The sequence below is a fragment of the Alteromonas sp. AWJ4_199 genome (assembly GCF_056159165.1).
The window spans coordinates 2,390,657-2,411,026 of the sequence record NZ_JBSWUR010000001.1; the positions used below are offsets into that span (position 1 = coordinate 2,390,657).

Here is a 20,370-nt window from a genome sequence, read left to right on the forward strand (position 1 = left end):
TGACTAAGCCCGCCTTTAAAAAGCGAACCCAACCATGACTATCAGAAAGCGTATTACGCGTATTTTGCCTGTGAATGAACTACTGAATATGCATTCATTATTCTAAAGTTTGTTTGAAAATAAATATTAATAACCTATTAGTTGTTGATTTTATAATCAAATGATTGCTAGTAGAACCTTTGTGTTGTTCAAAATGTACGTTTGATTTTATTCTCGCTTAATACATGCTCATTTCTTTTTCCATCCAATATGTAACGTAAGGCTGCCACGGAAATGATTAAAAATTAACCGCTTCGTTAAATTTTTAATAGAAAAGACTAGACGGCACGACATTATTGCGCAATTCTTATACAGAGATTAACAAAATAATAACAATGACTCTAAATTTGTTTTACAAGTTGAGGTGATGGGTCAATCGTTCGCAAACCATTTGGTAGGGCATCGCGCAAAATAATCAGCGTTTTTGGTCTTGCTATTACGGAGGTGCTGAGTGAAACAACTAACGACCGTTTTCGCAAAATGGTGTTCGACAATACCGTTTTTGCTTTTTTCCCCTTTGCTTCTTGCCCAAGAAGTCAGTGAAGAGGCCTCTTCACTTAATTTAAGGCGCGGTGCCACCGACATCAGCGGGCAGGTTTACGACCTGCATATGCTGATGTTCTTCATTTGTGTAGGTATCGCGGTTGTAGTTTTTGGCGTGATGTTCGCCTCAATGTATCTACATAGAAAGTCCCGTGGCGCCAAGCCAGCTAATTTTCACGAAAACGTGAAGGTTGAAATTGCTTGGACCGTTATTCCTTTCCTTATTCTTATCTTCATGGCGGTACCCGCAGCGAATACTCTAATTGCTATGGAAGACACGTCTGAGCCTGACATGACTGTGCTAGTAACAGGCTCTCAATGGAAATGGCACTACAAGTACATGGATAGCGATGTAGAGTTTTATTCTTTACTCGCCACTCAGCGCGAGCAAATAGAAAACAAATTTCAGAAAACAGATAACTACCTGTTGGAAGTTGACCGTCCCTTGGTTATTCCTACTGGGAAAAAAGTACGCTTTCTTATTACCTCTGACGACGTTATCCACTCTTGGTGGGTTCCTGACTTTGCCGTGAAAAAAGATGCCAACCCCGGATTTATTAACGAGTCTTGGGCCAAGGTGAATGAGCCTGGTATTTATCGCGGACAGTGCGCAGAGCTCTGTGGAAAAGACCACGGCTATATGCCGGTTGTGGTAATTGCTAAAGAACCCGCCGAGTTTGAAAAGTGGATGGGCGAACAAGAAGAGATTGTTCGTAAAGCAAAAGAAGAAGAGCAGCGTCTACTTTCTATGAATATGTCTATGGATGAACTGATGAAAGAGGGCGAGCGAGTATACAACGCAACGTGCGCTGCTTGCCATATGCCAAATGGTGAAGGTTTACCTGGCGTGTTCCCGGCATTAAAAGGCAGCAAGATGGCACTAGAAGATCAGCAAGGTCACATTGACATCGTGCTGCATGGAAAGTCAGGAACAGCCATGCAAGCGTTTGGAAAAATGCTAAGCCTTAAGGAAATTGCAGCGGTAGTGACTTATGAGCGCAATGCCTGGGGCAATAACACTGGCGACATGGTGCAGGCCAAAGATGTCAACGCAGTGGCAAACGGAAACTAGGAGCAGAAAAATGAGCAAAGCAACTGAAGTTATTTCGCCAGATACCTCTGCGCCTCACAGTGATCAAGTAAATGGCGGTCACGCACATGGCGATCACCTACATGATGATCATGAACACCACGATCATATCCCTAAAGGGATAACGCGCTGGTTGTTTACTACTAACCATAAAGACATAGGCACACTTTACCTGTGGTTTGCCTTTATCATGTTTTTAGTGGGTGGTGCGATGGCCATGGTGATCCGCGCTGAACTATTCCAACCCGGTCTACAAATTGTAGAACCAAACTTCTTTAACCAAATGACCACGGTACACGGACTTATCATGGTATTTGGTGCAGTAATGCCTGCCTTTACTGGGCTTGCAAACTGGCTTATTCCAATGATGATCGGCGCCCCTGACATGGCGTTACCGCGCATGAATAACTGGAGCTTCTGGATTTTACCTGGTGCCTTTCTCATTCTACTGAGCTCGCTCTTTATGGAAGGCGGCGGCCCCGCTTTTGGTTGGACTTTCTACGCACCCCTTTCAACGACTTACAGTGGCGATTCGACAGCATTGTTTGTGTTCTCTGTTCACATCATGGGTATTTCATCCATTATGGGTGCGATTAACGTGATTGTGACCATCTTTAATATGCGTGCGCCAGGCATGACCTGGATGAAAATGCCGCTGTTTGTATGGACGTGGCTTATCACGGCATTCTTGCTGATTGCGGTAATGCCAGTGCTCGCCGGTGCGGTTACCATGGTGTTAACTGATAAGTTCTTTGGCACTAGCTTTTTTGATGCTGCTGGTGGCGGCGACCCGGTTATGTTCCAGCATATTTTCTGGTTCTTTGGGCACCCTGAAGTTTACATAATGATCTTGCCCGCTTTTGGCATTATCTCGCAAATTGTTCCTACCTTTTCTAGAAAGCAGCTGTTTGGTTACGCGTCTATGGTTTACGCCACGGCGTCTATTGCCCTGCTCTCTTTTGTCGTGTGGGCCCACCATATGTTTACTACGGGCATGCCGGTGTACATGGAAATGTTTTTCATGTTTGCCACCATGCTTATCTCGGTGCCAACTGGGGTAAAAGTGTTTAACTGGGTAGCGACCATGTGGCGTGGTTCTCTAAGTTTTGAAATGCCTATGATGTTTGCTATTGCCTTTATTGTACTGTTTACCATTGGTGGGTTGTCAGGATTAATGTTGGCGATCACCCCTGTAGACTTCCAATATCACGACACATATTTCGTTGTAGCCCATTTCCACTATGTACTGGTAACTGGCGCGGTCTTTTCTATCATGGCAGCCGTGTATTACTGGTTGCCTAAATGGACAGGCAAAATGTACGACACAACCTTAGCTAAATGGCATTTCTGGTGCTCACTAGTATCGGTCAATGTGTTGTTCTTCCCTATGCACTTTGTGGGTTTGGCTGGTATGCCACGCCGTATTCCTGACTATGCATTGCAGTTCGCTGATTTTAATAAATGGATAAGCCTGGGTGGTTTTGCATTCGGTTTATCTCAGCTCATCTTTCTTGCCCTGCTTATCAAGGCATGCAAAAAGCAAGGTGAGCCAGTATCAGCGCAAGTTTGGGACGGCGCAGAAGGATTGGAATGGGAAATTCCATCACCCGCTCCTTATCACACGTTTGAAACACCACCTGTCGTTAAGTAACGGTAGATGGAGTTGTGAATTGGTCATTCCTTTCAATCGACAAAAGCAGACGGGAATGACATTCACACATTGCAGGTGGTGAGGGAGATAAGCGGTTAAACAAGCGTTTATCAACCTTCACCTTTGGATTTACCCGGAGGTCACGTGATGTCACAGCAAAGTGCAAATAACAAGATGGTTATCAAACTTGTGGCTATTGTCATTGGCATGTTTGGCTTCGGCTTTGCCCTTGTTCCCTTGTACGACGTATTTTGCGACGTAGCGGGAATCAATGGCAAAACCGAGAACACGGCAGCCGTTTATCAATCGGTTGAGATTGATGAGTCGCGAGAAGTGACCGTCGAGTTTATCACTCGCACAAATACTGGTATGCCGTGGGAGTTTCGTGCTGAAACCAAGCGCGTGAAAGTGCACCCTGGCGAACTTAATACGGTGTCGTTTTATGTGAGAAACCCTGCATCAAGCAATATCGTAGCACAGGCCATTCCCTCAGTATCCCCCGGAACGGCAGCACTGTACCTGAACAAGACTGAATGCTTCTGCTTCAATCAGCAGCCATTAGATGCGGGTAGTGAAGCCTATATGCCCATGCAGTTTTATGTAGACCCTCAGCTACCTGAAGAAATTACGTTTTTTACCTTGCAGTACACACTCTATGACGTCACAGCGCGAGCCAGTGACCTAACAACAACACCGAATCCCTTTATGGCTTCCACACCATCAGCTGGCGAATAAGCCGAAGGGGTAAGGAGATGAAAATGCAAACCGAAGTACAGAATCACGAATACCAAAAATACTATGTACCCGCACAAAGTCCATGGCCCATTGTGGGCGCAGTCGCGTTGTTTCTTATTGCCGTTGGCGCAGGAAACTATGTGGTTCAAGCAACCAAAGGCGAAACCGGCTATGGCGGTCATGTCCTTTTAGCTGGGATAGCCGTGCTGCTGGTTATGCTTGTGGGCTGGTTTAAAAACCAAATAGACGAGTCTATGGCCGGCCTATACAGCGATCAGCTGGGGCGTTCATATCGACAAGGGATGAGCTGGTTTATCTTCTCTGAAGTGATGTTTTTCGCTGCGTTTTTCGGTGCGCTCTACTACGCCAGATTTATTTCCGTTCCTTGGCTTGGTGGCGCATCGAATAACGTTATGACCAATGAAGTATTGTGGCCGACCTTTGAGGCCATGTGGCCGCTGGTGTCAACGCCTGGCGGCACTACCACACAGGAAATGAGTGCAGCGGGATTGCCTACAATCAACACGGTTATCTTGCTTATTTCGTCAATTACACTGCACTTCGCTCATGTGGGACTAGAGCAAAACAAACGCAAACAGCTAACCCTCATGCTGGGTATCACTATCTTACTTGGATGTGGGTTCTTGTTCCTACAGGTAGAAGAGTACATACATGCGTATCGCGACTTGGGGCTTACGCTTCAGTCAGGCATTTACGGCAACACCTTCTTTATGCTCACAGGGTTTCACGGCATGCATGTGACCCTCGGTACCATCATTCTTATTGTATTATTTTTTAGAGTGTTGAAAGGCCATTTCACGCCTGAAAACCACTTCGCGTTTCAGGCGGGGAGTTGGTACTGGCACTTTGTAGATGTAGTGTGGGTCATGCTCTACATCTTCGTTTACGTGCTTTAAGGGTAACCCCAAACTCAATAAGGCCTTGGGTTTGGGGTAATTAAACCGGTACCAATAGCGATAAGAATAATAATAACAATGACGGCAGAAGTGAGCACTCGTCGACCAATGTACTTACTCATAGGGCCTTTAGACGTGTCATTTTTCATCATGATTCGCATCGCCATAAACAAATTCACAATCATGTACAGCACCAACGCAACAAGGATTATTTTTATCAACATATTCACCTCTGTTTTTATTCTAATTTTACATGGTGCGAAATAATCATGTTTTCTCGCACGCGCCACGTTATTCCTTGGTTACTCACAGGCTTTAGTGTGGCGATTATGTGCGGTTTAGGGTACTGGCAACTTGATCGCATGGTCCAAAAGCAACAACGCTTAGCTAGCATAGCGCAAAAGCAAAGTAATGGAACCTTGAGTTTAGAAGCGGCGCTGGCTCATGATGATCCTCGGGATATTAATGTGTCGTTCAGTGGCGCAATAGACGCTAACCATGTGTTGCTATTAGATAATCAGATTCACAATCAGCGGGTGGGTTTCGACGTGATTGCGCCTGTATATACGAATGCAGGTTGGCTCTTAGTTAATTTCGGCTGGGTACCGGCGCCAGACTTAACACGCACATTGCCGGATATACGTCTTGTTGGCGAAACACGCGAGTTTACTGGCGTCATTAGTGTGCCGGGTCACAACCCCTTGGTTAAAGAAACTAACATGGCGCTGTCGCAAAGCCCCGCACTTATACAGCACATCGAATTCCCTGCGCTCAGCAGCGCCCTAGAGCGCAAGTTTTTACCTTTTACTCTTCAACTTACCACGCCAGACCCTGCGTTTATTCGCGAACATCAGGCCGTTGTAATGTCTCCCGAAAAGCACCTTGGTTACGCAGTTCAATGGTTTGGTTTAGCCATTGCTGCCGCGGCCATTGGCGGCTTTGCAATTAGTAAGAAAGGACGTAGTTATGAATAATGCTGCTTCGAAAAAAACATTAATTATTATGGTAGCCGTGTTTGTTTTACCTGTTGTTCTGGCAAAGCTCGCACTTGATAACGATTGGTTTACTAAAGGCGCGACTAATAAAGGTCAGTTGCTCGCGCCGACCATCGACATGAGTGCGCTTTTAGAAAACGCGGAACCTAAGTGGCGTTTATTGTATGTGATGCCAAGTGAATGTGACGCAGTGTGCGAAAACGCCCTTTTCAGTATTAACCAAGTGTGGCTCGCGCTAGGCAAAGAATCGGACCGTGCACAAGCAGTGGTCGTCACGACAGCGTCAAGCGACCAAACAGCGATAGCCGCGCTAAAAGACTACCCTTTTGTCGAAACCTTAACGGTTACCACGCCAACCGCCCTTGCCTCTAGCAGTGTCTATATCGTCGATACGCAAAATAACGCCATGCTTTTTTACGACATTAAAGACGATAGAAAAGATGCCGTGATGGAAAGCCGCAATATGCTGGCGGACATGAGAAAGCTTCTCAAACTATCGCGCATAGGATAACGGCCATGAAAAAATTAACCCTCTTCAGTATTTTTCTTGCGGCGGTCGTTATTATTCTGGGAGCGTATACGCGCTTGACCGACGCGGGGCTCGGCTGCCCAGATTGGCCTGGGTGTTATGGAAACTTAACCGTCCCCTTAAGTGAAGAAAAGGTAGCACAGGCTAATGCCGCCTATCCTGAACGCCCGGTGGAAGCATTCAAGGCGTGGAATGAAATGATTCACCGCTATTTTGCTGGGACGCTGGGGCTGTGTGTACTGGCAATTGCCATTATTGCTGTTCGGCAGCGCAACAAAGGCACGCCGGTTAAATTACCTCTGTTACTGTTGGGGCTCATTGTATTCCAAGCAGCCCTTGGCATGTGGACCGTGACACTCAATTTACTTCCCGTTGTAGTTATGGGGCATTTGCTTGGTGGCTTCTCTGTAATCTCTTGCCTGTTTATTCTCTATCTGCGTTTGCGCAACACCGCAGCCGATGCATCGGAAACTAAACAAGCGCCCGTAGCGTCAGCTATGCATGAACATGGCATTACCGACTTACCTCAGGCCAAAGCCTTTCAGCGAAACCTTAAACTTTTCGCTTTCATTGGGCTTGGCGTGCTTGTTACACAGATTGCTCTTGGTGGATGGACTTCTGCCAATTATGCTGCGTTAGCCTGTACGGAAATGCCAGTTTGCGAGAGTGGCTGGCAGGAAAGAATTGATTTGGCAGGTGCATTCAGTGTGCCTGATGCAGACAACTATGAATTTGGTGCTCACGATTATGGCGAGCGAGTTACCATGCACATAGTGCATAGGTTCGGCGCGGTCATCACGTTTTTATATTTACTAGCACTAGGGATAAGTGTGTTGATAAGCCGCCACACCACAAGTAAACAAAAATATGTGGGTGCGTTTATGTTGGTAGCATTATGCACGCAAGTAGCATTAGGGCTTAGCAACATTATCTTTATGCTGCCACTGGCTGTCGCTGTAATGCATAACGCGGTCGCAGCTGTGTTACTTCTCTCCCTACTCAACCTCATTTTTACCGTATTTTTGGCACTAGAAAACGATAACGTCTTCGGTACAGAAAAACGAAATACAGGCTCATTCTCAGGTTCGAAACCACTGCAGGGTGCAGGTGCATTTAGCATCCACGAAGGGCCTTTGCACGACCCTTTAAACGCGTCAACGTCTTCTCATATTCTCCCTAAAGCTCCAGGAGGTTTCCATGGCTAAATCGGTCTCTTTACATGCACGTACTTCACGTCAGCACACTGTAGTCACGTGGCGTGATTACTATGAAATGACTAAGCCTAATGTCGTCATGTTGTTGCTGTTAACCGCGTTAGTAGGCATGTGTTTAGCTACGCCTACGTGGGTAAACGCAACCGTACTTATCTGTGGCTTATTGGGTATTGGTATGTTGTCTGCGTCTGCTGCCGTTATTAATCACGTTGTCGACCATAAGATAGATAGTGTAATGGCGCGTACATTTAATCGCCCCGTGGCAAAAGGCAAGGTCAGCGTAAACAACGCGCTGTGGTTTGCCGGCATTTTAGGTGTGGTTGGATTTGTGGTGCTGGCTTTTTTTGTAAATATGCTAACCGCGTGGTTAACCTTAGCAAGTTTAGTAGGCTACGCGTTTATCTACACGATGTATTTAAAGCGAGCGACACCGCAAAATATCGTGATTGGCGGTTTAGCAGGGGCTGCTCCACCGCTACTGGGTTGGACCGCGGTTACAGGAGAAATACATGCCCATGCTTTGCTGTTAGTGTTGATTATTTTTACGTGGACGCCACCGCATTTTTGGGCGCTCGCTATTCATAGAGAAAAAGATTACGCCAAAGCGAAGGTACCTATGCTGCCGGTAACCCACGGCGTATCATTTACGAAAACGTCAGTGTTGCTGTATACAGTATTGTTGGGGCTTGTATGTTTGCTGCCCTACCTTACAGGCATGAGCGATCTCATTTATTTGATTGGCTCAAGTGTGCTTAATATCGGGTTTTTATACTATGCATTAAAGTTAAAATTCGATGCGGAGCCACAAACCGCAATGAAAACTTTTAGGTTTTCAATTATTCATCTCATGGTATTGTTTGTAGTATTACTCTTAGATCACTACATTCCACTGAGTTTATGAACCAACGAACTATTGTCGGCCTTGTTGCATTTTTAGCGTTGTGTGCGGGCATTGTCGGGGCGCTTTATATCGCGCCTCCAAGTGTTGAAAGTCAGCCTGAATACTTTCAAACCTACCCAGAGCCAAGAGCATTATCACCTTTCACACTAACGTCACATGAAGGTGACGTATTCGATAATTCCTCGCTCAAAGGCCAATGGAGCTTAGTGTTTGTGGGCTATACTTTCTGCCCTGATATTTGCCCAACTACCATGGCTGAACTAAATGGTATATACCCTGAACTAAAAACATTAAATAGTGTCGAACCTATTCGAGTTGTTTTTGTATCTGTTGATCCAAATCGCGATTCGATTGAAAGACTTTCAGAATATGTCAGCTATTTTAATAAGGAGTTCACTGCTGTTACCGGAGAGCATAAAGCGCTATTCCCGTTCGTACGTAATTTAGGGATGATGTATGCTATCGCTGAAAGTACCGATAACCCTAACTATTTAGTTGATCACAGTGCATCTGTCGTACTTGTTAACCCTGAAGCTAGAGTGATAGGAAGGTTTAAACCAAAAAGAGAGCCCGGAAAGCTATCGATAAGTGATGCCCAGCAAATATTGGCAGATATGCCGATAATTACCTCGAAGCAGTAGTATGGAAATAGAAATTAGGCAAGGTGTGGCATCTGATGCCGCGCAAACAGCGCCCCTGATATTAAGTGCGGCGCAGTCATTATTAACGTCTATTTTTGGACATAATAAGAATAAAACAGCCGGTGGCTACCTTGCTCATGCATGGGAACTCGGTGGCGGCCAATATGGTTTTAAGAACCATTGGGTGGCGTGTAGCGGCAGTGAAGTGTTAGGTGTGGTGACTGCCTGGCATAGTAAACTAGGTGCAGCGTTTGATAGGGCAACCCTAGACAGTATTACGTCATACTTTACTCTCGACGAAGCTATGACAGTACTCATGCGTAACCAAACGGTAGCGGTAAACCTCACGCCACCCACCAATACAGAGCTTATGATTGGCCATATTTCGGTAGAAGAGAGCGCCCGACGAACTGGAGTGGGCTCTATGCTGGTAGATGCGATGCAGGCGCGCGCGGAGAAGCTAAAAAAACGTAAGCTTGTGCTTGATGTTGAAGTATCAAATGTATCGGCTATTCGCTTTTATCAACGCCATGACTTTGTAGAAGAGTCGATTAATAAAGGCTTCATCCGCTTTGCTCGGCCTGTTTAGGTAAACGTTTTCTTATATAAGCGCGAGTTTCATTTACAAGGACTCGCGCGAGCTCCTCATTAGACCAATTTCAAGTCAACAATTCTAATTTGCTTAGTCAGGATAAATACCACCTTCATCTGCTACAAAGAAAGGCGTTGAGTACCAATAATAGCGACCAGTTTGTGTATTGGATGGTGCTGTACAGTTTACCCTTGAGCGACCTACGGGAAGTGTCTTATCTAAGGTGAAGGAAAGCACCTTACCTTCAAGACTTGTCTCAATAGTATCGCCCCCAAAAAAACAATTCACCTGGGTAAGGCGCACATCGTCACTGTCTATGGTTAAGCTTATCGGCGATGATAGCTTTCGCGTTGTCATACGAGGGTCTTCATGTGAACTGTGCGTTACTGGCAAAGCAAGGCTATTTAGCTTGGTTTTCAATGTTGCTAAGTTGGCATAGGGGCCTGCAGCTGGAAACCGTGGAAGGGCTTGCATGTCGCTGGTTGGGCCCACAGCTCCGGAATGCTGACCGAGCCCAATGTAACCTTTGGCTTTTAGCTTATTGGCGAGCGCAGTATTGTATTCACCAAACGGGTACGCTAGATATTTAAGGCTAATATCCAGTTTGTCTTCAATTTTCTTTTCAGCACTTTCTACGTTTTCCCACACTTTTTCCAGCCATGCGCGCTCCCCCATCGTTTGCTCGCCGTTTAGCATGTGAAGGTGGTCTAGCGTGTGGTTGGCAAAAGCAACGCCATCGTTATGCATAGCAATGACTTGCTCCCATGTCAGTTGCTTGGGGCCTACGCCAATTTCATCGGGGTTAATAAACACTGTGTATGGAAAACCAAGGTCCGCCAGAATAGGATGAGCATTGTGTAAGATATTCGCGTAACCATCGTCAAACGTGATAGCCACTGCTTTTTCGGGCAGTGTTTTATTGTGTTGTATTGCTTCAACAACGTCCTGTAGCGAAACAACCGTGTGGTGTTTGTCCAAGTATTCCATGTGCGATCTAAAGGCTTCAGGCGAAATACTAGTGCTGGCCGGTGTTGAAGACGAAACATGGTGATAAAGTAAAATGGCCGCGTTAGGCGTGGCACTCGTACTAGAATCTGAAGCGAAGCTAGGCGAGGCCAGCAACATATTGAAGAGCCCCAACAACGTTAAAGAAAAGATCTTCAAACGCGAGCGAATCATCATTCTATTTTGAATTACATTGTTGGTTTTCATATCATCATCCACTGAGTGCCTGAACAAATTCAATAGCATGGTAAACTTCAAAATTACGCAAATTAAGCCAATTTTATATTTGGCCGCGCAGGTACGCTTTTACTTATGCTGTTGCCTAGGTTGATAGTATATAGCGAAATTAACCCCTACTGAGATCATTTATGCCCCGTTCCCAAGTAACTCAGCGCTCTTTTTTTGACGATCATTCCCGTCTGTTGGCGTTAGCGCTTCCCATGATCTTAGCAAATATTACCACGCCCCTATTGGGCTTGGTTGATACCGCAGTTTTGGGGCATATGTCTTTACCTGCAATGCTTGCGGGAGCATCGGTAGGCGCGCTAATTCTAACGCAAATATACTGGGTGTGCGGATTTCTTCGCATGTCTTCAACAGGCTTAAGTGCGCAAGCGAAAGGCTCGCCCAATAATAGGTTAGAATCGGCTAAGGTATTGTGGCAAACGGTGGCTGTGGCCTTATTGTTAGGTGCAGTCGTACTGGTTCTTCAATCCCCTATCCTTTCTATAGGATTAACCTTAACTCAACCTAATAACGAAGTAGCCTTACACCTTCAAAGCTATTTTTCTGTGCGCGTATGGGGCGCGCCTGCAGCCATGCTCAACCTTGCGTTGGTAGGCTGGCTAGTGGGACAGCAAAAAACGCGCAGCGTTATGACTATTCAAATTGTGGGCAATTTACTGAATGCTGCACTTGATGTGGTATTTGTATTTGCGCTGAATATGTCAGTAGCTGGCGTGGCATTAGCCAGTGTTATTGCTGAATATACTATGGCCATAATGGCGTTAATGGTGGCATTTAAGCACGTTGGCGGTGTAGCTGTTAGTGCGTCTTGGTTTAGCCGAGCGGCCCGTAGGGTGCTAATGAAGTTAAATGGCGATATGTTACTACGGAATCTGGCACTGCAAGGCTGCCTAGCGTTCCTCACTATTCAAGGGGCCCGTTACGGTGAAACGTCGGCGGCAGTCAATGCCATACTTATGCAGTTCTTTGTTTTAATTGCATTGGGGCTTGATGGTATTGCCTATGGTGTCGAAGCGCTGGTGGGTGAAGCTAAAGGGGCGTCTAATAGCGGTGAAGTAAAGCGACGCACCTATCAAGGGCTAGCCTGGTCGAGCTTGTTCGCCCTCATCTACAGCCTGATATTCTGGTTGGGAGGCGAAGCCATTATAGAACTGCTTACTGAGCATGGTGACATTGTAGACGCTGCGCTACCTTATCTTAGTCTAATGGTGTTACTTCCTTTATTAGCCCACTGGTGCTTTTTGTACGATGGTGTATTTGTTGGCCTTACCCGAGCGAGCGCAATGCGTAATACCATGATAATAAGTGCACTAGCTGTGTATTTCCCTGTCTGGTTCCTCACGCAAGGCCAAGGTAACGTTAGCCTGTGGTACGCCCTACTCGCCTTTTTACTCGCTCGTGGCGTAACATTGGCGTGGAGTTTTTATCGTTTAGATAAACGCGGTGAACTAGCTACATCGCAAAGTTAGCGTTTTTAGAGCGTATTGTTGACCTTATTTAGGGAGGGCGCGCCTAGCACGCTGCTTCTTTAAGTCTTCTTAGTGCATTATCCCGCTTTATTTTTGCTACTGAGTTTTTTGCGCGGCTCTTTTTTGCACAATGATAATAGTGTGTAGCTCAGGGTGCTGATCAAACTCAACGTGGCGAACAAATCCGCCCGCTTCCATCAATATTTCCAAGTATCTATGTAGCCCTAGCGAGGCGTAGTAGACTTCTGGGCCCATCACTTCATTTGTGTGCTCTCCACTTTCTGTTGTGCCCCCGCAGCTAAAAAGTAACACGCCGTCATCGGCTAAGTGGTTCACTAGCTTCTTAAGCAAAGGCTCTTGCTGCGTTAGAGGAATATGCCAAAAGCTATCCCAAGCGCTTATAAACGAATAGTGCTTGGGCATAGTGAATGTACACACGTCTGCGCGATAGAAGGTATGGGCGGGTAATTGAGTTGTCGCAATGGCGAGCATTTCTTCGGATACATCAATACCTTCGTAAGTTAACCCTGCGCTTTCGACAACCTGAACAAAACGGTTTGTGCATCCACAACCTATGTCTAGAGCGTAACCTCGTTTTTTTGGTTTGACTTGATTGCTCTCGTCTCCTTTATTTAGCGCTTCTCCTTTGTTGGGCGCTTCGCTTGGCACTGTATCGGGCTCTTGTGATGGGATGTCCGGCAAAAATGACAGGGCTTTTTGATAGGCCGTCATGCCATTTTTCTGATTAAATTCAGGGCGAGTCCAAAGGTGAGTAATGGTGTCGTAGGCCTTACCAGTTTCTTCAGGAGTCATATGCTATCTGTTAGCTGAACTTTCGCTTCTTTAAGATTAATTCATCTAGCCAAAATGTATAGTGGGAAGTGTATGCAGGGAGGATAAAGACGCTACCTGCCTTGGTCATAAACTGCCAACAGATACCGCCTATACTTTTTCGCGTCATTTCAGCCTATTAGGCTGCTCGACATAAAATTAGGCTTAATGCTTTCTATTTTCTTACTATGTGCGTGGCACAGAGTTTGTTACCTGACGGGTCTCTCAGGTAAGCAAGGTATAATTGGCGTTCGCTATTTCCCCGAATGCCTGGTGGGTCTTCACACGGAACGCCCCCATTTTCGCTTCCTACCTTATGCCACTCATCTACGATGTCTGGTGTACGCGCTGCAAGACCAAGGGTTGTTCCATTGCCGTGTGTCGCTTCCTCGCCATTAATTGGCTTGGTTAGGGCTAAAATACCTTTGGGCGTGTAGTAAAACACGCGTCCATATTCATCAAAAACGCCTGGCTCGTAACCCAATACACCTAAAATAGCGTCATAGAATTTCTTCGACGCCTCAAGGTCGTTTGCACCTAACATAACGTGGCTAAACATAGTTGTGTCCTCTGAAGTAGTAGGGGTAACCCCTTTTATCAAGTTAGGTTACTTGTACTCTGCTTTAATGTATTTATTGGCCCAAAGCGAAGTCTACCGCGGCTTTAGCATGGATAGCTGTAGTGTCGTATAACCTAACCTTGGTATGTTGTTGTTGCACTAATAACGCAATTTCGGTGCAGCCTAAAATAATGCCTTCAGCACCCTCGGCCGCAAGCGCGTTTATTACTTCAATATACGCTTCACGAGAATCAACACAAATCACGCCCTTGCATAATTGTTCATAAATAATGTTATGGACTGTATCTCGTTGTTGCGCATTTGGAATAACAACTTCAATACCAAAAGCCTCTTCAAGACGGGATGTATAAAAGGTTTGCTCCATGGTAAATCGTGTACCTAGTAGCCCAACTTTCTTAACTGAATTTTTCTGCAGCACACGACCCGTGGCATCGGCAATGTGAATAAGAGGGATACTAATATTTTGCTCTATGTCAGCCGCGACTTTGTGCATGGTATTGGTACAAATTAATACGGCTTTTGCACCAGCAACTTCTAAATGCTTTGCCTCGCGGATAAGTATATCGGCGGTTTTATCCCATTCACCCTTATGTTGAAGCTGTTCAATGTGAGCGAAATCGACGCTGCTTATTATTAGCGGTGCACTGTGAAGGCCGCCAAGTCGCGTATTAACGTCACGGTTTATTGCTTGGTAATAACTTACCGTTGATTCCCAGCTCATGCCGCCGAGCAAGCCTAGCTTTTTAATAGTATTTTCCACAGTTCACCTTTTTTAAGTACTGAGTAGAACTTTCAATCTACCGATAAAATGTATTCAGGACTAGTAGCAAAGCTAATGAAATAGTAAACACAAGATAATGCGATATAACGGCGTTATATGATTTGTTGTAGCTAGAAGAAAAGGAGTGTTTACTATCACGAAGGAGTTAAACTACTGATAAAAATTAGGGAAAATTGGTTTGCTAAAACTTAGGTGGCGGTTTCTTATTTTTCATAAACGAGAAACGTTGAATGAAAATGCCCCAGTAGCCCAACATGGCAATAGCAAAACCAAGAAATAGCACCAGAAGGCTTAGGTAACGCAGCGCAACATGAAGTTCGCTAAGGGTAAACAACATCAAGACGCCGACAACGAAAATAGATAAGCCTATTTTGAATCGTTGCCAGCTCTTGAGTGGATCTTGCGTCAGCATAAGGGCAGCATTGTACTGTGCACCTAAATAAGCGCAATATTGCGCTTAGTAGTAAGAGTGCTCACCGGCTTGGTGTTCAGTGGCATCGCGCACGCCTTTAAGCTCGCCAGCAAACTGTTCAATCATTTGCTTCTCGATACCTTCTTTAAGCGTCACGTCTACCATCGAGCAGCCATTACAACCACCGCCGAATTGAAGAATAGCGTAGCCATCATCAGTTAACTCGGTAAGTACAACATTACCCCCGTGGCTGGCTAGCTGCGGGTTGATTTCTGATTCGATCATGTAGTTGATTCGCTCGACTAAAGGGGCATCGTCGGCCACTTTACGCGCTTTAGCATTAGGCGCTTTAAGTGTTAATTGTGAGCCCATTTGATCGGTAACGTAGTCAATTTCCGCCTCATCGAGGTAAGGTGCACTTTCTTCGTCTACCACGGCATCGAAGCCGTTAAACGTAAGGCGAGTGTCTGTTTCCTCGACAGCGTCCGGCGGACAATAGGACACGCCACACTCAGCTGACGAGGTGCCTGGGTTTACGACGAATACACGAATATTCGTGCCAGACTCTTGTTTACTCAGCAGTTTTACGAAGTGAGCCTGGGCTTCTTCTGATATAGTTATCATCAGCAAGTCCTACATATTTTGAAAATTTAGATTATTGTATCAAATTTACCTGAGTAAAACAGTCAGGTATTAATTAAATAAATAATTCCAGTGAATCGAATTTGTTGAGAGTGACGTACACCGCTATTACTCTCAACCATAACAACAAGACGGGAAGCGCTATGTTAGCGAAGCTAAAAAACTCCGCCAAAAAGAACCCTTTATCACTCGCTTTTTTGTTGGCGCTTGGCACTATCGGCCTTGGGGCTACGACCAGCCAGCAAGTATTGGCACAGCCAGCCTTATCATCAGTGGTTACTATTACCCCTGATACAGGCGGGCAGCCAGTTACAGCATACTTACCTGATACAGTATCCTACAACCCAGCTATTCCTACGCCTGAATCTGTACTTGGTGCCAACATTGGTGAGTGGCACGTACGTCACGACCAAGTCGTAAATTATATGCAGCTGCTTGCCGAGAAATCTGACCGCATTACCATCGAGGAAACTGGCCGTACCCACGAAAATCGCTCGCTTTTACTCATGACTATCACTGCGCCGTCAAACAGAAACAACATTGAAGCCATGAGGCAGCAGCACATTGATGCCATGAAAAGTGGCAAAAAAGTAGGTAACGACGCTCCTCTGATTTTTTACATGGGCTACAGTATTCACGGTAACGAGCCTTCTGGTACCAATGCTTCGCTAGCGCTGGCTTATTACTTAGCCGCCGCTCAAGGTGAAGAAATTGATGCCTTGTTGAACAACAATATTGTGCTGTTTGATCCATCTTTCAACCCCGATGGTCTCTCTCGTTTTGCTCAGTGGGCAAATATGCACAAAGGCAAGCAGTTAGTTTCTGACAGCCGCCACCGTGAACATGACGAGGGGTGGCCGTCAGGCAGAACAAATCACTACTGGTTCGATTTAAATCGCGACTGGCTATTGCTGGCGCATCCTGAGTCGCAGGCGCGTATTAAACAGTTTCACAAATGGCGCCCACATATCCTCACCGATTTTCATGAGATGGGGACAGACAGCACCTATTTTTTCCAGCCTGGTGTGCGCTCGCGCAAAAACCCTTTAACGCCAGACGAGAACGTCACCTTAACCGAAGCGCTTGCGAATTATCACGCGGCTGCATTTGATGAACAAGGCGAGCTGTATTTCACCGAAGAAGCATTCGACGATTTCTACGCTGGTAAAGGGTCTACCTACCCGGATTTACACGGTAGCGTGGGTATTCTGTTTGAACAGGCCAGTTCACGGGGGCACCTCCAAGACTCTATAAACGGCAAGCTTGCTTTTAAAGACACCATAGCGAACCAAATTACCACGTCTCTTAGTACCTTTAGGGGCGCATTGGAAAATAAGGCTGCAATCCTTGATTACCAATCGGGCTTTGTGAAGAGTACGCAGTCTTTGGCTAAGCAAGATGCCCAGGCTGGATTTGTGGTAAGTGCATCGAATGATACCGCTCGTTTTAATGCGTTTATCGCATTACTTGAGCAGCATCACATTGAATATGAAGTGCTTACAAAGAACTTCGACGTGAACAAGATTAGCTACAAGGCTGGGAAGGCAATATTTATCCCTACTAATCAACCTCAATACCGCCTAGTAAAGTCAATTTTTTCTACGCAAACATCATTTGAAAATAACACCTTTTATGATGTTTCAACGTGGAATTTAGCGTTGGCGTTTAACTTGGACTACACGCCCTTAGACAAAGGCGATGTGCGAAGCCTTGCGCTAAGTGACAACTCTGCTCTAGCACAAGCAACACTTAATAATATCCATGAAAACGCTTATGCCTACGCGTTTTCATGGCAGCATTATTACGCGCCCGCCATGCTTCAAGCTTTACTGGAAGCCGGTGTGAAAGTGCGAAGCAGTGAAAAAGCGTTTTCCGCTATTAAATACGATGGCGAAAGTGTCGACCTTAAGCCCGGTAGTATCGTGGTGCCTAAAGGTTTGGGGCAGCCTGAAAACTTAGTAGCCATTTTGAGCGAAGCGCAGCAACAACTTCAGGTACCTGTGTTTAGCTTGCGTAGTGGGTTAACGCCGACAGGTAATGATTTAGGTAGCCGGAGTATGGCGCCAGTTGGCTTACCGCAGGTATTAATTGTAGGGGGTGAAGGGACGAGTGAATACGAAGTGGGGGAAATGTGGCACTACTTCGATACAAAAGTCGGCTTGTCTGCAAGTATTGTAGAGCAACAACACCTATTAGGTGCGCTTGATGACCCTAGCACCTCATACACTCACATTCTATTTCCAAGCGGTCGCTATCGCTTTACAGAGGACGACAGAGCGAGAATTGAAGACTGGGTGAAAGCCGGTGGCGTGATTGTAGGCCAAAAATCTGCACTGCGTTACTTCGCCAAACACAAGTGGCTAGATGCGGATATTGTCAGCAGAGAAACCATTGATAACGCTTTCGATGAAAGCGATTTAAGCTACGAAGACGGCTCATCGCTCTATGCCAGAAAGTTGGTGGCGGGCGCTGTATTTGAAGCAGATATTGATAATACGCATCCACTTTTTTATGGCTACAGCGATGACACGCTACCTATGTTTAAAACGAACAATATGATCGTGGAAGCAAGCAGCTCGCCGTTTGTCACACCAGCACGCTACACTGACGAGCCCCTTGTGGCAGGGTTTAGTGATAAAAGAATGGTTGCGTTAATGGCTGAATCAACTGCGGTGACGACTCAGAAGATGGGGCGTGGTGTGGTCATTGGTTTTACCGACAATACGCAATTTAGAGGCTACTGGTACGGCACGAACAAAATGCTAGCTAATGCAATTTACCAGTCACATTTTATCCGTTAAATCAGTTTATGAGGCGCGGTGCATGCCGCGCCTAACAGCGCATTTTTCTATATTCCTTTTTTAAGCCTTACGCCTTTAGCAATAAGCTGCTTTTAGGTGGCGGCGTGAATACCGCTGCCCACACTTGAATCTTTATCTTTGGGTAGCGCTGCTTAAGTCTTTTACTTAGTGTGTTTACGGTCACGCCTGTGGTAAGCACGTCATCCACTATCGCCACGGTGAAATCGCTGCCATCTTTATTACCATGCGCCGTTGCTATTTCGTCATCGATACACTGCTTGGATAAAGTAAATACACGGTTTGCGTTCTCTGCTCTGGCTAGCTTGGATAAGTGGTGCTGCACACTAAAGCCTTTGCGGCTAGCCCACGTTTGGTTAATGGGTATACCTAATTCGCGGCATAAGCTTTCACACAAAAGCGTTGCTTGATTATAGTGCCGCGTTGCAAGTCGCCATGCACTAATTGGAACCGGAAGCAGTACATCTGGCACTGATAGAGTGCACTGTCGCTTTTTATGGACAAACCAGTTACTTAATACTTTTCCTGCCGTCAGCGAATGCGTAAACTTTAACTGGTGAACCAGCGATGACATGGGCCATGTGTGTAGACCAAGCACGGATAGTGCGTCGTAGTGGCTATGCTTAACGTGGCCTGCCACAGGGCCGTATTGAAGTAGGTTACTCCCATGTAATGAGGCTTCGAAAAAAAACATGTCATCTTCACACCAGTGACATACTGGCGTAGGACTTGCCTGATAACATAGCAAGCATGAAAGGTTCATAGTGTTGATTCCATCAACTTCCTTGAATTGTCGAACGTCGACCTATTTTCATCATTTCGTGTTTTCTCAAAAACACGTTTCTGCCTAAGGAGGTGTAAATGGAAATTTTGCATACAAATGGCGAGCTTGTCACCCGTACTCAGGGTACAGGCGTAGATGTAGTATTTCTTCACGGGTGGGGTATGAACAGCGGCGCGTTCACATCCTTTATTCCTTACCTTAGTGATAATTTTCGCGTTACCACCATCGATCTTCCTGGGTTTGGAGAAAACGCGGAGATCGTGCCTTCACCTTACAATGTTGAGTCCCTTGCCCAGGCTATTGTAGACAAACTGCCAGACCAGTGCGTGTTGGTTGGATGGTCACTAGGCGGATTGGTAGCCCAAAAGCTCGCTTTATTAGCACCAGAAAAGCTTAATGGACTGGTTACTATTGCCTCAACACCTCGTTTTATAGCTGGGCCGTGCTGGCCAGGTATTGCGGCTGATTTACTTACTATGTTTGAAACACAGCTGGAGAAGAATTACCAAAAGACACTTGAGCGCTTTTTGGCAATTCAGGCTATGGGTAGTGAAACTGCAAAGCAAGATATTAAGTCAATTAGAGAGCAGGTTACGCAGTTTCCAGAACCTGCAGAGGAAGCGCTTAAAAAAGGGCTACGAATACTCTCTACTGAAGACATGCGACAAGATGTAGGGCGAATAACTACGCCTACATTACGATTGTATGGCAGATTAGACAGTTTGGTGCCTACAAGCGGTATAGACCGAATTTGCGAACTGCATCCGCAGGCGGATACGGTAGTGCTGCCACACGCTTCTCACGCCCCGTTCATTTCTCATCCTCAGCAAACCGCCGATATTCTATTTCGTTTTGCAGCAGGTATTTACCAACAGAAAGCGTCTTGAACTAACGCCTCAACAGGCTTCAAGCCTATCTAAATTGGTGGTTTGAAGCTTTTTCTTTCGTTACAGC

21 protein-coding genes are annotated in these 20,370 nt (G+C 45.9%); 13 read left to right on the forward strand and 8 right to left on the reverse strand.

The annotated features are described in order from the left end of the window. Window positions 1-490: 490 nt before the first annotated feature. The 4 genes from coxB to ACXAER_RS10475 all read left to right on the forward strand — a co-directional run bounded on the left by coxB (window position 491) and on the right by ACXAER_RS10475 (window position 4,975). The gene (gene coxB, locus ACXAER_RS10460) at window positions 491-1,654 is read left to right on the forward strand and encodes a cytochrome c oxidase subunit II (RefSeq protein ID WP_474829003.1); all 1,164 of its coding nucleotides are present in this window, start codon (window positions 491-493) and stop codon (window positions 1,652-1,654) included. Window positions 1,655-1,664: 10 nt separating this feature from the next. Continuing rightward, window positions 1,665-3,323: a cytochrome c oxidase subunit I gene (gene ctaD / locus ACXAER_RS10465; RefSeq protein WP_474829005.1), complete on the forward strand. Its 1,659-nt coding sequence runs from the start codon at window positions 1,665-1,667 to the stop codon at window positions 3,321-3,323. Between the two features lie 147 nt (window positions 3,324-3,470). Further along, a complete protein-coding gene (locus tag ACXAER_RS10470) occupies window positions 3,471-4,058 on the forward strand; it encodes a cytochrome c oxidase assembly protein (protein WP_474830563.1) in 588 nt (195 codons plus the stop codon). 23 nt (window positions 4,059-4,081) lie between these two features. Continuing rightward, complete coding sequence (locus tag ACXAER_RS10475) at window positions 4,082-4,975, forward strand: cytochrome c oxidase subunit 3 (RefSeq protein WP_474829007.1); 894 nt, start codon at window positions 4,082-4,084, stop codon at window positions 4,973-4,975. Between the two features lie 14 nt (window positions 4,976-4,989). Here the strand turns inward: ACXAER_RS10475 and ACXAER_RS10480 are convergent, their stop codons facing one another. After that, window positions 4,990-5,199 carry a DUF2909 domain-containing protein gene (locus ACXAER_RS10480; RefSeq protein ID WP_474829009.1) on the reverse strand — a complete coding sequence of 70 codons (210 nt, stop codon included), beginning with the start codon at window positions 5,197-5,199 and terminating at the stop codon, window positions 4,990-4,992. A 45-nt stretch (window positions 5,200-5,244) separates the two neighbouring features. Here ACXAER_RS10480 and ACXAER_RS10485 point away from each other — a divergent pair, with 45 nt between their 5' ends. Genes ACXAER_RS10485 through ACXAER_RS10510 form a run of 6 tightly spaced genes read left to right on the forward strand, consistent with a single transcriptional unit; the run spans window position 5,245 to window position 9,844 of the window. Beyond that, window positions 5,245-5,949 (forward strand): SURF1 family protein, encoded by a 705-nt coding sequence (locus tag ACXAER_RS10485; protein WP_474829011.1) that lies wholly within the window; start codon window positions 5,245-5,247, stop codon window positions 5,947-5,949. Continuing rightward, a complete protein-coding gene (locus ACXAER_RS10490) occupies window positions 5,942-6,481 on the forward strand; it encodes a hypothetical protein (protein WP_474829013.1) in 540 nt (179 codons plus the stop codon). The genes ACXAER_RS10485 and ACXAER_RS10490 overlap by 8 nt, the downstream gene beginning before the upstream one ends. 5 nt (window positions 6,482-6,486) lie before the next feature. Further along, complete coding sequence (locus ACXAER_RS10495) at window positions 6,487-7,704, forward strand: COX15/CtaA family protein (protein ID WP_474829015.1); 1,218 nt, start codon at window positions 6,487-6,489, stop codon at window positions 7,702-7,704. Further along, window positions 7,697-8,614 carry a heme o synthase gene (gene cyoE, locus ACXAER_RS10500; protein ID WP_474829017.1) on the forward strand — a complete coding sequence of 306 codons (918 nt, stop codon included), beginning with the start codon at window positions 7,697-7,699 and terminating at the stop codon, window positions 8,612-8,614. Before ACXAER_RS10495 ends, cyoE begins: the two co-directional genes overlap by 8 nt. Further along, entirely contained in the window at window positions 8,611-9,255 is a 645-nt protein-coding gene (locus ACXAER_RS10505; RefSeq protein ID WP_474829019.1) for an SCO family protein, read from the forward strand. Before cyoE ends, ACXAER_RS10505 begins: the two co-directional genes overlap by 4 nt. Window position 9,256: 1 nt before the next feature. Further along, window positions 9,257-9,844 carry a GNAT family N-acetyltransferase gene (locus ACXAER_RS10510; protein ID WP_474829021.1) on the forward strand — a complete coding sequence of 196 codons (588 nt, stop codon included), beginning with the start codon at window positions 9,257-9,259 and terminating at the stop codon, window positions 9,842-9,844. Window positions 9,845-9,937: 93 nt separating this feature from the next. Here ACXAER_RS10510 and ACXAER_RS10515 read toward each other — a convergent pair whose 3' ends face one another. After that, window positions 9,938-11,098 (reverse strand): polysaccharide deacetylase family protein, encoded by a 1,161-nt coding sequence (locus ACXAER_RS10515; protein ID WP_474829023.1) that lies wholly within the window; start codon window positions 11,096-11,098, stop codon window positions 9,938-9,940. Between the two features lie 122 nt (window positions 11,099-11,220). On the opposite strand from ACXAER_RS10515, the gene ACXAER_RS10520 reads away from it, so the two are divergent. After that, window positions 11,221-12,567 (forward strand): MATE family efflux transporter, encoded by a 1,347-nt coding sequence (locus ACXAER_RS10520; protein ID WP_474829025.1) that lies wholly within the window; start codon window positions 11,221-11,223, stop codon window positions 12,565-12,567. A 96-nt stretch (window positions 12,568-12,663) separates the two neighbouring features. On the opposite strand, the gene ACXAER_RS10525 is transcribed toward ACXAER_RS10520, so the two are convergent. The 5 genes from ACXAER_RS10525 to nfuA form a co-directional block, all read right to left on the reverse strand. Beyond that, window positions 12,664-13,380, reverse strand: coding sequence for a class I SAM-dependent methyltransferase (locus ACXAER_RS10525; RefSeq protein WP_474829027.1), 717 nt, complete (start codon window positions 13,378-13,380; stop codon window positions 12,664-12,666). A gap of 193 nt (window positions 13,381-13,573) precedes the next feature. Beyond that, on the reverse strand, window positions 13,574-13,957 hold the full coding sequence (locus ACXAER_RS10530; RefSeq protein ID WP_474829029.1) for a VOC family protein: 384 nt from the start codon (window positions 13,955-13,957) through the stop codon (window positions 13,574-13,576). A 73-nt stretch (window positions 13,958-14,030) separates the two neighbouring features. Further along, on the reverse strand, window positions 14,031-14,726 hold the full coding sequence (locus ACXAER_RS10535; protein ID WP_474809188.1) for an aspartate/glutamate racemase family protein: 696 nt from the start codon (window positions 14,724-14,726) through the stop codon (window positions 14,031-14,033). 214 nt (window positions 14,727-14,940) lie between these two features. Then, a complete protein-coding gene (locus ACXAER_RS10540; RefSeq protein WP_474829031.1) occupies window positions 14,941-15,171 on the reverse strand; it encodes a hypothetical protein in 231 nt (76 codons plus the stop codon). Between the two features lie 45 nt (window positions 15,172-15,216). Beyond that, window positions 15,217-15,795, reverse strand: a complete 579-nt coding sequence (gene nfuA, locus ACXAER_RS10545; protein ID WP_118491185.1) for a Fe-S biogenesis protein NfuA — start codon at window positions 15,793-15,795, stop codon at window positions 15,217-15,219. 161 nt (window positions 15,796-15,956) lie between these two features. Between nfuA and ACXAER_RS10550 the strand changes: the two genes are divergently transcribed. After that, window positions 15,957-18,614 carry a M14 family zinc carboxypeptidase gene (locus ACXAER_RS10550; protein WP_474829033.1) on the forward strand — a complete coding sequence of 886 codons (2,658 nt, stop codon included), beginning with the start codon at window positions 15,957-15,959 and terminating at the stop codon, window positions 18,612-18,614. Between the two features lie 67 nt (window positions 18,615-18,681). Here ACXAER_RS10550 and ACXAER_RS10555 read toward each other — a convergent pair whose 3' ends face one another. Continuing rightward, the gene (locus ACXAER_RS10555) at window positions 18,682-19,395 is read right to left on the reverse strand and encodes a ComF family protein (protein ID WP_474829035.1); all 714 of its coding nucleotides are present in this window, start codon (window positions 19,393-19,395) and stop codon (window positions 18,682-18,684) included. Window positions 19,396-19,493: 98 nt separating this feature from the next. Here ACXAER_RS10555 and bioH point away from each other — a divergent pair, with 98 nt between their 5' ends. Continuing rightward, a complete protein-coding gene (gene bioH, locus ACXAER_RS10560; protein ID WP_474829037.1) occupies window positions 19,494-20,303 on the forward strand; it encodes a pimeloyl-ACP methyl ester esterase BioH in 810 nt (269 codons plus the stop codon). The last annotated feature ends 67 nt before the right edge of the window (window positions 20,304-20,370 follow it).

Excerpts from the sequence above, each read along its gene's own strand:
- ctaD (WP_474829005.1), top strand. The coding sequence starts at position 1,665 with ATGAGCAAAGCAACTGAAGTTATTTCGCCAGATACCTCTGCGCCTCAC.
- ACXAER_RS10470 (WP_474830563.1), top strand. The coding sequence starts at position 3,471 with ATGTCACAGCAAAGTGCAAATAACAAGATGGTTATCAAACTTGTGGCT.
- ACXAER_RS10475 (WP_474829007.1), top strand. The coding sequence starts at position 4,082 with ATGCAAACCGAAGTACAGAATCACGAATACCAAAAATACTATGTACCC.
- ACXAER_RS10480 (WP_474829009.1), bottom strand. The coding sequence starts at position 5,199 with ATGTTGATAAAAATAATCCTTGTTGCGTTGGTGCTGTACATGATTGTG.
- ACXAER_RS10485 (WP_474829011.1), top strand. The coding sequence starts at position 5,245 with ATGTTTTCTCGCACGCGCCACGTTATTCCTTGGTTACTCACAGGCTTT.
- ACXAER_RS10490 (WP_474829013.1), top strand. The coding sequence starts at position 5,942 with ATGAATAATGCTGCTTCGAAAAAAACATTAATTATTATGGTAGCCGTG.
- ACXAER_RS10495 (WP_474829015.1), top strand. The coding sequence starts at position 6,487 with ATGAAAAAATTAACCCTCTTCAGTATTTTTCTTGCGGCGGTCGTTATT.
- cyoE (WP_474829017.1), top strand. The coding sequence starts at position 7,697 with ATGGCTAAATCGGTCTCTTTACATGCACGTACTTCACGTCAGCACACT.
- ACXAER_RS10505 (WP_474829019.1), top strand. The coding sequence starts at position 8,611 with ATGAACCAACGAACTATTGTCGGCCTTGTTGCATTTTTAGCGTTGTGT.
- ACXAER_RS10510 (WP_474829021.1), top strand. The coding sequence starts at position 9,257 with ATGGAAATAGAAATTAGGCAAGGTGTGGCATCTGATGCCGCGCAAACA.
- ACXAER_RS10515 (WP_474829023.1), bottom strand. The coding sequence starts at position 11,098 with ATGCTATTGAATTTGTTCAGGCACTCAGTGGATGATGATATGAAAACC.
- ACXAER_RS10520 (WP_474829025.1), top strand. The coding sequence starts at position 11,221 with ATGCCCCGTTCCCAAGTAACTCAGCGCTCTTTTTTTGACGATCATTCC.
- ACXAER_RS10525 (WP_474829027.1), bottom strand. The coding sequence starts at position 13,380 with ATGACTCCTGAAGAAACTGGTAAGGCCTACGACACCATTACTCACCTT.
- ACXAER_RS10530 (WP_474829029.1), bottom strand. The coding sequence starts at position 13,957 with ATGTTTAGCCACGTTATGTTAGGTGCAAACGACCTTGAGGCGTCGAAG.
- ACXAER_RS10540 (WP_474829031.1), bottom strand. The coding sequence starts at position 15,171 with ATGCTGACGCAAGATCCACTCAAGAGCTGGCAACGATTCAAAATAGGC.
- nfuA (WP_118491185.1), bottom strand. The coding sequence starts at position 15,795 with ATGATAACTATATCAGAAGAAGCCCAGGCTCACTTCGTAAAACTGCTG.
- ACXAER_RS10550 (WP_474829033.1), top strand. The coding sequence starts at position 15,957 with ATGTTAGCGAAGCTAAAAAACTCCGCCAAAAAGAACCCTTTATCACTC.
- ACXAER_RS10555 (WP_474829035.1), bottom strand. The coding sequence starts at position 19,395 with ATGAACCTTTCATGCTTGCTATGTTATCAGGCAAGTCCTACGCCAGTA.
- bioH (WP_474829037.1), top strand. The coding sequence starts at position 19,494 with ATGGAAATTTTGCATACAAATGGCGAGCTTGTCACCCGTACTCAGGGT.